The organism is Aeromonas sp., assembly GCF_050633025.1.
GTDB lineage: Bacteria > Pseudomonadota > Gammaproteobacteria > Enterobacterales > Aeromonadaceae > Aeromonas.
In genome coordinates this window covers 16,140-29,679 of sequence record NZ_JBODRQ010000008.1, presented here as the reverse complement: position 1 = coordinate 29,679, position 13,540 = coordinate 16,140, and the positions used below count along the sequence as shown (strand labels likewise).

The 13,540-nt window shown below is 55.9% G+C and carries 17 protein-coding genes; 12 read left to right on the top strand and 5 right to left on the bottom strand.

All coding sequences use genetic code 11. The annotated features are described in order from the left end of the window. Nucleotides 1–298 precede the first annotated feature (298 nt). From ACRAUW_RS02205 to ACRAUW_RS02160, 10 genes are all read left to right on the top strand, one after another. Entirely contained in the window at nucleotides 299–1,057 is a 759-nt protein-coding gene (locus ACRAUW_RS02205; RefSeq protein ID WP_431360990.1) for an amino acid ABC transporter substrate-binding protein, read from the top strand. Continuing rightward, nucleotides 1,058–1,726, top strand: a complete 669-nt coding sequence (locus ACRAUW_RS02200) for an amino acid ABC transporter permease (RefSeq protein WP_431360989.1) — start codon at nucleotides 1,058–1,060, stop codon at nucleotides 1,724–1,726. It abuts the gene before it with no gap. A 12-nt stretch (nucleotides 1,727–1,738) separates the two neighbouring features. Further along, nucleotides 1,739–2,473 carry an amino acid ABC transporter ATP-binding protein gene (locus ACRAUW_RS02195; protein WP_431360988.1) on the top strand — a complete coding sequence of 245 codons (735 nt, stop codon included), beginning with the start codon at nucleotides 1,739–1,741 and terminating at the stop codon, nucleotides 2,471–2,473. A gap of 270 nt (nucleotides 2,474–2,743) precedes the next feature. Beyond that, on the top strand, nucleotides 2,744–2,878 hold the full coding sequence (rpmH, locus tag ACRAUW_RS02190) for a 50S ribosomal protein L34 (RefSeq protein WP_005307156.1): 135 nt from the start codon (nucleotides 2,744–2,746) through the stop codon (nucleotides 2,876–2,878). Next, nucleotides 2,878–3,237 (top strand): ribonuclease P protein component, encoded by a 360-nt coding sequence (gene rnpA / locus ACRAUW_RS02185; RefSeq protein WP_005339313.1) that lies wholly within the window; start codon nucleotides 2,878–2,880, stop codon nucleotides 3,235–3,237. The genes rpmH and rnpA overlap by 1 nt, the downstream gene beginning before the upstream one ends. Continuing rightward, nucleotides 3,204–3,452, top strand: a complete 249-nt coding sequence (gene yidD / locus ACRAUW_RS02180) for a membrane protein insertion efficiency factor YidD (protein WP_431360987.1) — start codon at nucleotides 3,204–3,206, stop codon at nucleotides 3,450–3,452. Before rnpA ends, yidD begins: the two co-directional genes overlap by 34 nt. Before the next feature lie 5 nt (nucleotides 3,453–3,457). Beyond that, nucleotides 3,458–5,104: a membrane protein insertase YidC gene (yidC, locus tag ACRAUW_RS02175; protein ID WP_431360986.1), complete on the top strand. Its 1,647-nt coding sequence runs from the start codon at nucleotides 3,458–3,460 to the stop codon at nucleotides 5,102–5,104. A 98-nt stretch (nucleotides 5,105–5,202) separates the two neighbouring features. Continuing rightward, nucleotides 5,203–6,564: a tRNA uridine-5-carboxymethylaminomethyl(34) synthesis GTPase MnmE gene (mnmE, locus tag ACRAUW_RS02170; protein ID WP_431360985.1), complete on the top strand. Its 1,362-nt coding sequence runs from the start codon at nucleotides 5,203–5,205 to the stop codon at nucleotides 6,562–6,564. A 164-nt stretch (nucleotides 6,565–6,728) separates the two neighbouring features. Beyond that, nucleotides 6,729–7,064, top strand: coding sequence for a hypothetical protein (locus tag ACRAUW_RS02165; RefSeq protein WP_431360984.1), 336 nt, complete (start codon nucleotides 6,729–6,731; stop codon nucleotides 7,062–7,064). A 129-nt stretch (nucleotides 7,065–7,193) separates the two neighbouring features. After that, a complete protein-coding gene (locus ACRAUW_RS02160; RefSeq protein ID WP_431361006.1) occupies nucleotides 7,194–7,739 on the top strand; it encodes a site-specific integrase in 546 nt (181 codons plus the stop codon). A 158-nt stretch (nucleotides 7,740–7,897) separates the two neighbouring features. On the opposite strand, the gene repC is transcribed toward ACRAUW_RS02160, so the two are convergent. Next, entirely contained in the window at nucleotides 7,898–8,737 is an 840-nt protein-coding gene (gene repC, locus ACRAUW_RS02155; protein ID WP_431360983.1) for a replication protein C, IncQ-type, read from the bottom strand. Further along, entirely contained in the window at nucleotides 8,724–9,122 is a 399-nt protein-coding gene (locus ACRAUW_RS02150) for a hypothetical protein (protein WP_431360982.1), read from the bottom strand. The genes repC and ACRAUW_RS02150 overlap by 14 nt, the downstream gene beginning before the upstream one ends. 133 nt (nucleotides 9,123–9,255) lie before the next feature. On the opposite strand from ACRAUW_RS02150, the gene mntA reads away from it, so the two are divergent. Then, nucleotides 9,256–9,705, top strand: coding sequence for a type VII toxin-antitoxin system MntA family adenylyltransferase antitoxin (gene mntA, locus ACRAUW_RS02145; protein WP_408784862.1), 450 nt, complete (start codon nucleotides 9,256–9,258; stop codon nucleotides 9,703–9,705). Further along, the gene (gene hepT, locus ACRAUW_RS02140) at nucleotides 9,698–10,126 is read left to right on the top strand and encodes a type VII toxin-antitoxin system HepT family RNase toxin (RefSeq protein WP_431360981.1); all 429 of its coding nucleotides are present in this window, start codon (nucleotides 9,698–9,700) and stop codon (nucleotides 10,124–10,126) included. Before mntA ends, hepT begins: the two co-directional genes overlap by 8 nt. A gap of 447 nt (nucleotides 10,127–10,573) precedes the next feature. Here the strand turns inward: hepT and ACRAUW_RS02135 are convergent, their stop codons facing one another. Genes ACRAUW_RS02135 through ACRAUW_RS02125 form a run of 3 tightly spaced genes read right to left on the bottom strand, consistent with a single transcriptional unit; the run spans nucleotide 10,574 to nucleotide 13,253 of the window. Beyond that, complete coding sequence (locus ACRAUW_RS02135; protein ID WP_431360980.1) at nucleotides 10,574–11,605, bottom strand: DUF2955 domain-containing protein; 1,032 nt, start codon at nucleotides 11,603–11,605, stop codon at nucleotides 10,574–10,576. Next, nucleotides 11,595–12,719, bottom strand: a complete 1,125-nt coding sequence (locus ACRAUW_RS02130) for an HlyD family secretion protein (RefSeq protein ID WP_431360979.1) — start codon at nucleotides 12,717–12,719, stop codon at nucleotides 11,595–11,597. Before ACRAUW_RS02130 ends, ACRAUW_RS02135 begins: the two co-directional genes overlap by 11 nt. A 39-nt stretch (nucleotides 12,720–12,758) precedes the next feature. Then, nucleotides 12,759–13,253 (bottom strand): permease, encoded by a 495-nt coding sequence (locus ACRAUW_RS02125; protein WP_136501637.1) that lies wholly within the window; start codon nucleotides 13,251–13,253, stop codon nucleotides 12,759–12,761. Between the last annotated feature and the right edge of the window lie 287 nt (nucleotides 13,254–13,540).

Here is a 13,540-nt window from a genome sequence, read left to right as displayed (position 1 = left end):
CTATTGATTAACTAAAGACCGGCTATTCTACGTTTTTAGCCGCCGGATCTCCAGCCATCGCCCGGCGGATCCAGCAAATAAGATCCTTGACTTTCAAGGATCCAGCGCCTTTGGATCGGATTTCATCCCCAAAGTTACCCACAGCTTGATCCACCATCCGGATTAGTCGATCCCGTGCTTCTCTTCTGTTATTTCATATAACCAAATGTCATTTATTTTTTAAATTTTATTCCAATAACATCAGGGCCAAACCAGTTATTACAACTACAAATACAAGACATTTAGAGAGAGAAACCCCATGAAAACATCCATCAAACTGATTTCCGGCGCAGCCATCCTGCTCGCCACCCTGTCCGGTCAGGCCATCGCCCAGGAGACCATCAAGGTCGGCATGTCTGGCAAATATTTCCCGTTCACCTTCGTCAAGCAGGACAAGCTGCAAGGCTTTGAAGTGGATATGTGGACCCAGATCGGCGAGCGCACCGGCTACAAGGTCGAATTCGTGACAGCCAGCTTCTCCGGCCTGTTCGGCATGCTGGAAACCGGCCGCATCGATACCATCTCCAACCAGATCACCATCACCGACGAGCGCAAGGCGAAGTACGACTTCTCCCAGCCCTACGTCTATGACGGCGCCCAGATCGTGGTCCGCAAGGGCAACAGCACCATCCACGGCATCAAGGATCTGGAAGGCAAGAGTGTTGCCGTGAACCTGGGATCCAACTTTGAAGAGCTGCTGCGCAAGAGCGACCCGAACAAGAAGATCGATATACGCACCTATGACTCCGCCTTCGAGCAGGATGTCGCCCTGGGTCGCATCGACGCCTTCGTGATGGACCGCGTCTCCACCGCCCAGCTGATCAAGGAGTCCAAGCTGCCGCTGCAACAGGTTGGCGAACCATTCGAAACCATCGAGAATGCCCTGCCCTTCCTGAAGACCCCGGAGAAACAGGCGCTGCTGAAGAAGGTCGACGAGGCCCTGACCGCCATGCGCAAGGATGGCTCCCTGCGTCAGATCTCCGAGAAATGGTTCGCGTCCGACATCACCGACAAATAAATGATGGAATTTGACCTCGAATACACGCTGGGGCTGTTTCCCATCCTGCTCAAATACCTGGGCACCACGATGGAAATGGCCCTGTGGGGATTCGTGCTGGCACTCGTACTGTCGCTGGCCCTGGCGATAGTACGGGTGTTTCGCGTCCCCGCGATCCACTGGCTGGCAATGCTCTATATCTCGTTCTTTCGGGGTACACCGCTACTCGTTCAGCTGTTCCTGCTCTACTACGGATTGCCGCAGCTGTTCCCGATCTTCGTGGGGATGGATGCCTTTACCGCCGCCATCATCGGTCTGACCCTGCACTTCGCCGCCTATATGGCCGAGTCGATCCGCGCAGCCATCCTCGGCATTCACAAAAGCCAGATGGAAGCGGCGCTCAGTATTGGCATGAGCCGTTATCAGGCAATGCAGCGGATCATCCTGCCGCAGGCGGCCCGTATCGCCACCCCGTCGCTGATGAACTACTTCATCGACATGATCAAGAGCACCTCGCTGGCGTTCACCCTGGGAGTGGCCGAGATCATGGGCAAGGCGCAGATGGAAGCCTCCTCCTCCTTCAAGTTCTTCGAGAGCTTTATGGCGGTGGCGCTGATCTACTGGGTGGTGGTGATCTTCTTTACCCGCTTGCAGCATCTGCTGGAAATTCGTCTCAACCGTGCCTATTAAAGGAGGGCTCTCATGATCAAGCTAACCGGCCTCTCCAAGGCATATCACGGCAATCAGGTGCTCAACAGCATCGATCTGGAGGTCAAAAAGGGGGAAATTGTCGTCATCATCGGCCCCTCCGGCACCGGCAAGTCGACTCTGTTGCGCTGCCTGAACCTGCTGGAGACCCCGGATGCAGGTTCGCTTGCCATCGACGATCTGCAGCTCAATCTGGCAAATGCCAGCGAGCAGCAGGCGATCGAGCTGCGCAAGCGGGCCTCCTTCGTGTTCCAGAACTACGCCCTTTTTGCCAACAAAACAGCGCTCGACAACATCGCCGAAGGGCTGATCACCGTCTGGAAGCAGCCAAAAGCGGAGGCCCGCGCCACAGCGCTCGGCATCCTCAAGGACATTGGTCTTGCCGACAAGCAGGATGCCTATCCAGCCTCCCTCTCCGGCGGCCAGCAGCAACGGGTCGGCATTGGCCGCGCCATGGCGGCCCACTCCAAGGTGATCCTGTTTGACGAGCCCACCTCGGCCCTCGATCCCGAGTGGGTCGACGAGGTTTTGGGACTGATGAAAGAGTTGGCCCGCCAGCACCAGACCATGGTGGTGGTGACTCATGAGATTGAATTTGCTCGTGATGTTGCCGATCGGGTGATCTTCATGGAAGGGGGGCGGATCGTCGAGCAGGGCCCGCCGGATCAGATATTGGTCGATCCCAAGGATCCCCGTACCCGGGAGTTCTTGCGGAAAGTCCTTAAATAGCTCTCTCTTTGGCGGCCTGGCCGCCTTTTTTATTGAGGGATCCCTTGTTTAACCCCGGGTTGCCAGTATAATCCGGAGCCCTTGATCCTCTGGATCCTCACGCTCGGCAGCGGCCTTTTCAAGACCATGGCAGGACGAGAGGGAACGGCGGATTGACTAAAAGCCGAACTCTGTTTAGAATTCGGCCTCTTTTGCTAGTCGTCACACGCTATAGCTGGCGCGTCGGCTAAGTGTGACAATCAAAACTGTACAGAAATACGGAATCGAATCATGAAACGTACTTTTCAACCGTCCAACCTGAAGCGCAAGCGCTCTCACGGTTTCCGCGCCCGCATGGCAACTGCCAACGGTCGTAAAGTTCTGGCCGCTCGTCGTGCCAAGGGTCGTGCCCGCCTGGTAGTCTAATGCCTACCCAGCACACCTTCTCTCGGGAGTTACGTCTGTTAACTCCCGAACACTTCAAACGCGTTTTCGCCGAGCCTGTCCGGGCTGCTTCCCCGCAAATTACGCTTCTCGCCTGCCCCAATTCACTCGAACACTCTCGTCTTGGTCTCGCTGTGCCCAAAAAAGCACTCAAGCGTGCCGTCTGGCGTAACCGTGTCAAACGGGTGGTCCGGGAAAGTTTCCGCCTCAAACAACATCAGCTACCCGCTATCGACATCGTGGTGATCGCCAAGGCCGGTGTGAAAGAGATGGATAACGAGGAACTGTTCAAGTTACTGGAAAAGCTATGGCGCACTCTGTCACGCCGTTGCAATGGATAGCTATCAAACTGATACGACTGTATCAGCTAATCATTAGCCCTCTGCTGGGGCCGCGCTGCCGTTTTACTCCAACTTGTTCCCAATTTGCGATAGAAGCCATCCGACTTCACGGTTTCATAAAAGGCGTTTGGTTAGCTAGCAAACGTCTATTAAAATGCCATCCCTTATCCGAGGGTGGTTATGACCCGGTTCCGCAACCAAAGCGAAGAAACTGAAGACTATGGAATCACAACGCAATCTACTCCTGATCGGTTTGCTGTGCGTGAGCTTTCTGCTCTGGCTACAGTGGGAGTCCGACAAGGCTCCAAAGCCGGCCCCGACTACCGTGGCCCAAACCGAACATTTCGTACCTGAAGCCGGTCAGACCGGTGATATTCCTCAGGTTTCCGAGCAAGCCAACGCGACTGCCGCACGCAAGCTGATCACCGTCTCCTCCGACGTGCTCAAGCTAACCCTGGATACCCAGGGTGGTGACGTTGTATCTGCCGAACTGCTGTCTCACAAACGGGAAGAGGGCAAGGACCAACCGTTCGTGCTGCTGACCAGCCAGCCAGAGCACCTCTATATCGCCCAGAGTGGTCTGGTGGGTCGCAACGGTCCGGACAGTCAGGCCGAAGGTCGTCCTACCTATGAAGCCACCCAGACCAGCTATCAGCTGGCCGATGGTCAGGATCAAGTCGTCGTTCCGATGACCTGGACCGACAGCAAGGGTGTGGTCTTCACCAAGGAGTTCGTCCTCAAGCGTGGTGACTATGCCGTTGGCGTTGATTACAAGATCGACAACAAATCTGCCGAGCCGGTTCAGGTGCAGTTCTATGGTCAGCTGAAGCAGACCGTAGCCACACCGAAGGATCAGGAAGGTCATGCCATGGTAGCCAGCGCTTACCGTGGTGGTGCCTTCTCCAGCGAAGATACCCGCTACAAGAAGTACACCTTCGACGAGATGAAGGATGCCGACCTGAACAAGACCACCAAGGGTGGTTGGGTCGCCATGCTGCAACACTACTTCGTCTCTGCCTGGGCACCGAATGCCGACGATACCAACAGCTTCTACAGCCGCGTGATCCCAGGCAAAGGCCAGGCCATCATCGGTTACAAGGCGCCGCTGGTTGACGTGGCTGCCGGCCAACAGGCTGAAGTGACCAGCAAACTGTGGGTCGGTCCCAAGCTGCAAGACCAGATGGCCAAGGTGGCTAACCACCTCGACCTGACCGTCGACTACGGCTGGCTGTGGTTCATCGCCCAACCGCTGCACTGGCTGCTGACCGTGTTCCACGGTTTCGTCCAGAACTGGGGTCTGGCCATCATCATGCTGACCCTGCTGGTGCGCGGCATCATGTTCCCGCTGACCAAGGCCCAGTACACCTCCATGGCCAAGATGCGCATGCTGCAACCCAAGATTGCGGCCCTGCGCGAGCGCTTCGGCGACGACCGCCAGAAGATGTCTCAGGGCATGATGGAGCTATACAAGAAGGAGAAGGTCAACCCGCTGGGTGGCTGTCTGCCGATCCTGGTTCAGATGCCGATCTTCATCGCCCTCTACTGGGCACTGATGGAGTCTGTTGAACTGCGTCACGCGCCGTTTGCCCTGTGGATCACTGACCTGTCAGTGAAGGACCCCTTCTTCGTGCTGCCAATCCTCATGGGTGCCTCCATGTGGTATCTGCAGAAGATGAGCCCGACCACCGTAACCGACCCGATGCAGCAGAAAGTGATGCAGTTCATGCCGATCATCTTCACTTTCATGTTCCTCTGGTTCCCGGCTGGCCTGACTCTCTACTGGCTGGTGAGCAACGTCATCTCCATCATCCAGCAGACCATCATCTATCGTCAGCTGGAGAAGAAAGGACTGCATTCACGCAGCTAATCTTCCCGTGATGACAAAAGAGGCGGCCTTCGGGCCGCCTTTTTTATTACAATGTCCCCACTACGTTTTCCTATCAGCGAACAAACGAGCCAAGCAAGATGACAACAGATACGATCGTGGCCCAGGCCACCGCGCCAGGCCGTGGTGGCGTCGGCATAGTCCGGGTCTCCGGCCCCGCAGCCGAACAGGTCGCCGGGATAGTGCTCGGCAAGCTCCCGCGGGTGCGCTACGCCGAATATCTGCCGTTCAAGGATGAGCAAGGCCAGGTACTGGATCAGGGCATCGCCCTGCTGTTCAAAGCGCCCAACAGCTTCACCGGCGAGGATGTGCTGGAGCTGCAGGGCCACGGCGGCCCCGTCATCATGGACATGCTGATCCGCCGCATTCTGAAAATCGATGGCATCCGCCCTGCCCGCCCCGGCGAGTTCAGCGAGCGCGCCTTCATCAACGACAAGCTGGATCTGGCCCAGGCCGAAGCTATCGCTGACCTTATCGAAGCCTCCAGCGAACAGGCCGCCCGCAGCGCCATGCACTCCCTGCAGGGGCAGTTCTCCAATAAAATCCAGCAACTGGTGGAGAGCCTGATCCGGCTGCGCATCTATGTGGAAGCTGCCATCGACTTCCCGGATGAAGAGATCGATTTTCTCTCCGACGGCAAGGTGGCGGGCGACCTTTACACCATCATGTCCGAGCTGGACGACGTGCGCGGGGAAGCCAAACAGGGCGCCCTGCTGCGGGAAGGGATGAAGGTGGTGATTGCCGGTCGTCCCAACGCTGGCAAATCGAGCCTGCTCAACGCCCTGGCTGGGCGCGAGTCAGCCATCGTCACCGAGATCGCCGGTACCACCCGCGACGTACTGCGCGAGCACATCCATCTCGATGGCATGCCGCTGCACATCATCGACACTGCCGGCCTACGCGACACTCAGGACAAGGTGGAGCTGATCGGTATCGAGCGTGCCTGGGCCGAAATTGAACAGGCCGATCGGGTTCTGTTTATGGTGGATGGCACCACCACAGACGCGGTCGACCCGCGGGAGATCTGGCCGGAATTTGTTGATCGGTTGCCAAAAAATATCGGCCTCACCGTCATTCGCAACAAGGCTGACCTGACCGGCGAGGAGCTGGCACCAAGCCAGGAGCAGGGCCACGCCGTCTACCGCATCTCCGCCAAGACCGAGCTGGGGCTGCCCGCCCTGCGCGAGCACCTGAAAGCCTGCATGGGCTTCCAGGGCAACACCGAAGGGGGCTTTATGGCCCGCCGCCGCCATCTGGATGCGCTGGAGCGCGCCGCCGAGCGCCTGCTGGTGGCCAAGGAGCAGCTGGATGTGTTCGTAGCTGGCGAGCTGGTGGCCGAAGAGCTGCGCATGGCGCAGGAGTCCCTTTCCGAGATCACCGGCGAATTCAGCTCCGACGATCTGCTGGGCCGCATCTTCTCCAGCTTCTGCATCGGCAAGTAATGTGGTGAAAAATCAGCAATAAAAAGTAGCCAGTGAGAACATAAGACATTGTAAATGTTGGACTTTGTTTTTTACTGGCTATTCTTGCCTGATCTTGTTTCGTGAGAATTTACCCCGAGAGTACCCCGAAGTAACCTCTCGGGGTACTTTCGGGGGACACACTTATGAAGATCAGCATCGAATTCCGCGAACCGGACGCCGAAGGCAAGCGCGATCTGCGCTTAACCTACTACGCCGGCTCCTACCTTGACCCAACCACGGGCATCCGCCAGCACAAACGCAGCAGAGAGCCCCTGGATCTCTTCCTGTATGACAAGCCGCGTACCCCAGCACAGCGGCTCCACAACAAAGAAACCCAGCGAGCAGCCGAAGCCATCCGCGCCAAGCGACTCTTCGAGTACGAGACTGGTAAACACCATCTGGATTTCTCGAACGCCAACAAGGCCAGCTTCTTCGAGTACTTCCAAGAGGTTACAGACCAAAAAGCGGCACACCACTGAGCCGCAACACCCAGAGTGCCTATTTCAACAAGTTAAGGGCAGCCCTGAACCAGGCAGAGCAGGCAGAGCAGGCAGAGCAGGCAGAGCAGGCACGTCTTACCGGATAATCCGGTAAGACGTGTCAAAGCGATCCAGGGGGAGAAGAACAAACGGGTTTACCTGACCGAAGACGAGGTACGAGCGCTAGCCCAGGCCGAGTGCCGCTACGACGTTCTTAAGCGCGCCTTTCTGTTCCCTTGTTGCACTGGCTTACGCTGGTCCGACATTCACAAGTTGACCTGGGCCGAGCTGGAGCCCTTCTATGGCCATTACCGTATCGTCTTCACCCAGAAAAAGACCAGCGGCCTGCAATACCTGGATTTGAATGACATGGCGATGCAGCTTATGGGGCGCCCAGACAAGGCAACAGAGCTGATCTTCAAGGGCCTCAAGTACTCGGTTTGGCACAACATGGAGCTCACCCGGTGGGCGTTGCAGGCGGGTATAACCAAGAAGGTCACCTTCCACAGCGCGCGTCATACCTTCGCCATCATCCAGCTTAACCGCGGCGTCGATATCTATACCCTCTCCCGCTTGCTGGGACACAGTGAGCTGAGAACCACCGAGATCTACGCCGACATTCTTGAATCGCGGCGCAGAGATGCCATGCTCGATTTCCCCAATGTCTTGGGGTGATAGAAGCACCCTCGACGAGATCATGGCCAGGAAGAGCCAACAAATAGGCCAGCGCAACCATGCGCTGGCCTAGATTATATTAGATAACATATATCGGATTCCAGGATCGCCCTGCAGCCCAAGCAGTAACTGGGTTTCACTGAATTTGCTTGTGACCGTTATCGTGATAGTGCAGGCCGGCCGATGGTAAACCGCCCCTTGGCATGTTCGCAGATAGACCAGCCCAAAGCAGTCAGCTCATCCAATGCCTTGCGAACTCGTGATTGCCGCTTGCGATGGGTGGCCGTGCTGACCTCATCGGGAAAGGCATAAGCGACCAAGGTGTCTAACTGCACTGCCCTTTTCTGACCACAATCCACCCAGGCACATAGCCGCTGATGCAACAACCGAGCGATGCTGCCATTCAAGTGCCGAACTTCTGTCATGTCGATACGAACATGGCGACCATTACCCATAATGGCGTAGGTCAGCAAGGGATTAAGCGCCACAAAAAGCCCATCAGTCTGAGTGTCACTGACATAGTTCGCCAATAAGCGAAATCCGCTACGCTGGCCAGCCACCTTTGCGATCACCGACACCTTCCATAACCGCTCGATACAGCAACGTACAGTATTGGTATCCCGAGGATTGGCGTATCCAATCTCCTTGGCCAGTTTGCGCAGGCTGCTTCTGACCACCAATACCCTTTGTTGGTTGGCATCCCAACGAAGATCCAGAAGATCTCGCAATATCGTCCCAGTTTCGCTCACTGCAACTGGCTCAATCTCGTTACTTTGTGACTCAAGTCCAGCCATGGCAACCAACCCCTGAAGCACACGGAGGTCATCTGCACCCAACGGCTCAGGCCCGGAGAACTCGATCTGATTGCCACCACCGAAACGGTAAATCACCTCCAGCTTGTCTCGGCGGCGTTGGCCATGCGAGATCGCCCTAAACAACCCGGGAGCAAGGCAGTGCATATGGTCGTGCCGGGCATGAGTCAATTCAAAGCAAGGCACGTTTGCCTCCAGCCCAGCGTATTTCGTCCAAACCAGCGGGGTACAGCACGCCACCTTCCCTCCGCTCCAGCCAGCGCTCCGGTAGTGGCGGTCCATAATTGCTTTTGCTTACCCCAAACCGCACGTAAAGCAGGCTCTTCTCTACCGATACGCCCAGCTTCTGCGCCTCTTTCTTGGTCATAGTGGCGAGATAGGCCTGCCAGCGAGCGTTGTCCACCAGTACCGACGAACCACGGCTTGCCTGCTGCAGATCGCCAGCTTCTTGGAATGCCGCAGATTTACTGGTGTGGTGTACAAACAGTACAGCGCATCCCAGCCCCATGGCCAGCCGTTCCAACTGACCCAGTACCTGCGTCACGGCACAGGCTGCGTTCTCGTCAGTCATCTTTTCGACTCACCGAACAAACCAGCAGCCAAGCGCAGCGCGGCAGGCTACTGGAAGTTACGTACAAAAGCCCAACCATGTGGCACCATACTAACCAGAACTCTGTCTCAAACGACCAAATGGCCGTACCAATATGAAACCCGACAGCGATGTTATTCACCAGCTGATTACCCTCGCCAACAGCAACCCCCAGGTGCAGGTGCTTTGGCTTTACGGCTCCCGTGCCAAGGGGACTGCTGGTCCTGCCAGCGACTGGGATCTGGCGGTGGCCTTTGATCCAATCAAACAGAGTGGACCACTGGGTACTGCACTGGAAAACCGCTTGCGCCCTGAACTGCTCGCGCTGGAGTGGCAACGTGCCCTGGGATTGGCAGAGGGGAAACTTTCGGTCGTCGATATCAATCAGGCCCCGATTCCGTTGGCTTTTGCGGTAGTAGATGCAAATCGTCCTCTCTATAGCCGTGATGAGGGGCGGCGTTTGCAAGAGGAGGCGCGGATAATGTCGCAGATGGAACTTGGTTATCCCCGTCGCCAAGCCTATATCAGCAAACATCATTCTGAGGAGTGGAGTAAAGATGAGTGATAACGCCTATATAGGAGCTTTACGTATCAGCCTGTCGCGCTATAAGGCCGAGTTGTCAGAGATACGGGCTATTCTGGCGCTGCGGGCGCTTTCCAATCTGGAGTACCGCGCAGCTGAGCGAACTCTACAAGTGTCTATCGAAGCGTGTATTGGCGTGGCAAAGCACTGGGCTAAAGCATTGGCAAGTCATACCCCACAGGATGCCTATCAGGCATTCGAAATACTGGCCCAGCGTGGTGAGCTATTCCCCGACACCTTAATCGGCTGGCGCAAGATCATTGGCCTTCGCAATGCGCTGGTGCACGACTATCTGAATATTGACCCCGAGATCATCCGTAGCGTCATTGCTCAAGGCTATAGCGACCAGCTGTTCACGTTTGCAGAGCAAGGTCTCGACTGGTTGGCTGCCCATATTGATTGAAACTTCGACGTCATCTTTCTGTTTGCCTGTTGTAGCACGTTATCAAGCGGCATCAACCCAGCCATTCGATCTGCTCAGTTACATTGGCCAGGATAGCGTAGGGGCATTACAGCTGGTTACCGAAGGGCACGACGTTCCAGATGTCAGGCGAATCGACTACAAAGCACTTTCCGATGACGAGCTCGAGCAGATCCTGACCAGCTACAAATCAGGAATCCCTTTGGGGATGGTTAACCATAAACCGGGGCTATCATCATGGCCTGGATAGTGTTTCTTAAATAATAAGAAAAATTACATCATGCCTATGATTTTTATAGCCATTTACAGTCATACAATCAGATCCATCACATCGAGTGATCGATTAACCCTCGCTTGCCAATAAAAAGAGCCCCTGATTTCTCAAGGGCTCTTTTTTATGACGACGGCAGAAGTGATAGAAGCAGCTTCTTAGTCGGGGTGGTGGTCGGCTCGCTGCATTGCAGCCTCGGCAGGCGATCTGGGCTGCATGATGATCAGTGCCATTACCCCCAGGATCACCGCCAGCATCACCGAGCCAAAGCGGATCATGCCATCGCTCAGCGCATCGATGCTGGTCGAGGTGATCGAGTAGAACACCAGCACGACATAGCTTGAATAGAGCAGCTGGATCGAGTTGTAGCTGGCCTTTTTCTCGACCGCATGGATCCCCATCAGCAGAGCGCACACCAGGGTGATCCCCAGCTGGCCAATCAGGTTGGTTTGAAACACGCACATGATCAGGGGCGGCACCGAGTAGAGCACGCTGGCATAGGTGGTCAGCAACCGCCGGATACCGTAGTCGTGCCCCAGCGCCGGATTGGGATCCTTGATAATCAGCGCGACCACGATGGCAATGATGGTGCTCTGCTCCAGATCGAGGGTGATGCCGACACAGAGAGTGGTCAGCACCAGTACTGCCTTGAACAGGGTGTGCCAATCCTGATGAGACGTCTTGCCTGCACTGTTGGCTGCAGCAGCGGTATCCGTTAGCGGCTCACCACCCGGGAAGATGAAATAGGCCAGATACGCGGTAAACCCTGCCACGAAGATGTTCTTCAACAGCGCCAGCGGTATCTGGTCGACCGAAATCCCCTTCTGTTTGACAAACACCGCAATCATGGCCGTCGCCACGATGAGCAGGATCGCTATCAGGTCCTGCGCGTTTTTACGGGTGCGCTCCATGCACCAGTAGAATACGCCCAGCAGCGCGAGGTAATAGACATGGGGGTAATCCAGCAACAAGGTTGCCAGCCATGCCTGTATCCAGGAGGTCAGATACAAGACCCCGGCCATCAGAAACACCATGATGAGCGGTGGCGGATTATGGGTGGTGGTGAGAAATACCGCGCACATGGCCGGGGCCAACAGCGGTAAATCCGTACCAAAGACAAATTGCCAAAACAGCAGTAGCACCGGAAACAGCGCTACCCGCAGCAAGGCATTGGCTGGACTATGAAACATAGCTTATGTAGCTCCATGCCCATATCCAGATATCTGCCAGCCGCTCACCCAGATAGGACTCTCCCGGGTAGAAGGCGACGACAGCACGACCACCGAAACGCGGGTTCACACCGGGCGGAAGGTCATCAAACTGGATATTGACCGGGAAGCGCTGGGCACTCGGCTGGGAGGTGGGGGAGTCCAGCAACCCGGTGCCGGCATTGGCCTGCAAGCTACCATTGCCACTGCTGCCAAAGCCGATGGAAGTGATCTTGCCGGTGAAGACCTGACCCGGATAAGCATCAAATACCACCTTGACGGCATCATCCCGCTTCAAATAGGCCAGCGAGTTCTCCCGCACCATGGCGGTCAGCCAGAGCTTATCGGTATTGATGAAGGTCAACAGCGGCTGGCCGGCGCTGGCATAGTTGCCTTTGGCTAGCGCCAGATTGGTGATGACGCCATTGGCGGGTGCCTTCAGCTCGGTGTGTTCGAGATTGAGGCGGGCCTGGGCACGCTTGTTGAGCACGGCCTGAATCTCGGGGTTCTCTTCACCGCGCGGACCAATCTCAAAACGGGCCTTTTCCAGCGCAGAAACGGTTTGTGCCAGATTGGCCTCGGCGGTTTGCAGCTGGGTCAGGCTGTCATCCATGGCTGCACGGCTGATGGTGCCCTTTTTCAGCAGGGCCCGGTAACGCTCAACCTGCAATCTGGCGTTATTGGCCGCAGCGCGGGCGGAAGCCTCATTGGCTTTCGCAACCTTGATGGAGGCCGAATCAGCCTGGTAAGACTGAGCCGCCTGCTGCAACGCGAGCTCGGTTGCCTTCTCCTCCAGTATGAAGGGGGCCTTCTCGATAGAGACCAGCAGCTGCCCCTTCGTGACCTCATCGTTGTTGGCAGCATGGATGCTGTCCACCGGGCCGGATACCTGCGGAGCAAGACGGATCACCTCGCCATTGACTCTTCCCATATCGGTCATGGGGGTCACCCGATCGGCCCACAGGCTGTAAATCCAGAGAATAAAAACCGCCAGGAAAATACCATAAGTCAGCGAACGGGCCTGCTTGGTCTTGTCCTGTGCGGCAGCCACGGTAGCGGCCGTTTTCTCGGTTGCCGCGCTCTTCGGATCACTCATGAGGGTTATTCCTTTTCTGAAATAAATGGGGAGACAGAATCAATCCAGAAGGCTGACTTTCTTGAAGATCAGATTCTGCTTGGTGCGATATTCAATAAACAGGGTGATAACAAACGCAAATCCACCGACCAGGATGGCGGCCCAGAAGCTGGAGACGGCCATCTCACCCATGTATTTGGTCCAGATCACCGCCAGCGCAACAAACCAGCCGAACAGGGCAGCACACTGGGTAATCGCTATAGGCAGCATGGTGCGCAAAAACGAGGGATTGAAGCTGCTTTGCAGCGCAGGTCGAGCCTTGTGCAGATGGTTGACGAACAGCTTGGCGGTGATCAGCGACAGTATGATCCCCAGACCAAAGGTCAGGGATACCGCCTCGCCCCACACCGACGTCTGCTCATGGGCAATGGCATTGACCGACAAGGGTACAGAATCGACCCCCTTGAAATGCCAGTGTGCAATCAAGCCGTTGATCACACCGTTAATCAAGCCTGCGACGATCGAATCCTGCAACCGGATATCGGGTCTGGACATAAATAAACTTCCTCATCACTGAATATAAAAATGGCTACAAATGCGAAGAGCCGGCTAGAACTATCATCTCACAGCCGCTCGAACTGACTGTTGATAATACTCGTTTCTTTCGGATCCTGTTATGTCAGTACACAGCCTACATTAACTCGGATGGCTCAAGTTTCTCCCCTGCTAACCTCCTGCTTACCCGCTATATAGGATAAATCTTTAATACTGCCTATAGCGTGTAAACAACATTTACCCGCCACAACAGGTAAAACTTGATGTACCTGCCATAGCGTGTAAAT

Bases quoted from the DNA above. Each gene is read 5' to 3' on its own strand.
- ACRAUW_RS02205 (WP_431360990.1), top strand. From the start codon at position 299: ATGAAAACATCCATCAAACTGATTTCCGGCGCAGCCATCCTGCTCGCC.
- ACRAUW_RS02200 (WP_431360989.1), top strand. From the start codon at position 1,058: ATGATGGAATTTGACCTCGAATACACGCTGGGGCTGTTTCCCATCCTG.
- ACRAUW_RS02195 (WP_431360988.1), top strand. From the start codon at position 1,739: ATGATCAAGCTAACCGGCCTCTCCAAGGCATATCACGGCAATCAGGTG.
- rpmH (WP_005307156.1), top strand. From the start codon at position 2,744: ATGAAACGTACTTTTCAACCGTCCAACCTGAAGCGCAAGCGCTCTCAC.
- rnpA (WP_005339313.1), top strand. From the start codon at position 2,878: ATGCCTACCCAGCACACCTTCTCTCGGGAGTTACGTCTGTTAACTCCC.
- yidD (WP_431360987.1), top strand. From the start codon at position 3,204: ATGGCGCACTCTGTCACGCCGTTGCAATGGATAGCTATCAAACTGATA.
- yidC (WP_431360986.1), top strand. From the start codon at position 3,458: ATGGAATCACAACGCAATCTACTCCTGATCGGTTTGCTGTGCGTGAGC.
- mnmE (WP_431360985.1), top strand. From the start codon at position 5,203: ATGACAACAGATACGATCGTGGCCCAGGCCACCGCGCCAGGCCGTGGT.
- ACRAUW_RS02165 (WP_431360984.1), top strand. From the start codon at position 6,729: ATGAAGATCAGCATCGAATTCCGCGAACCGGACGCCGAAGGCAAGCGC.
- ACRAUW_RS02150 (WP_431360982.1), bottom strand. From the start codon at position 9,122: ATGACTGACGAGAACGCAGCCTGTGCCGTGACGCAGGTACTGGGTCAG.
- mntA (WP_408784862.1), top strand. From the start codon at position 9,256: ATGAAACCCGACAGCGATGTTATTCACCAGCTGATTACCCTCGCCAAC.
- hepT (WP_431360981.1), top strand. From the start codon at position 9,698: ATGAGTGATAACGCCTATATAGGAGCTTTACGTATCAGCCTGTCGCGC.
- ACRAUW_RS02135 (WP_431360980.1), bottom strand. From the start codon at position 11,605: ATGTTTCATAGTCCAGCCAATGCCTTGCTGCGGGTAGCGCTGTTTCCG.
- ACRAUW_RS02130 (WP_431360979.1), bottom strand. From the start codon at position 12,719: ATGAGTGATCCGAAGAGCGCGGCAACCGAGAAAACGGCCGCTACCGTG.
- ACRAUW_RS02125 (WP_136501637.1), bottom strand. From the start codon at position 13,253: ATGTCCAGACCCGATATCCGGTTGCAGGATTCGATCGTCGCAGGCTTG.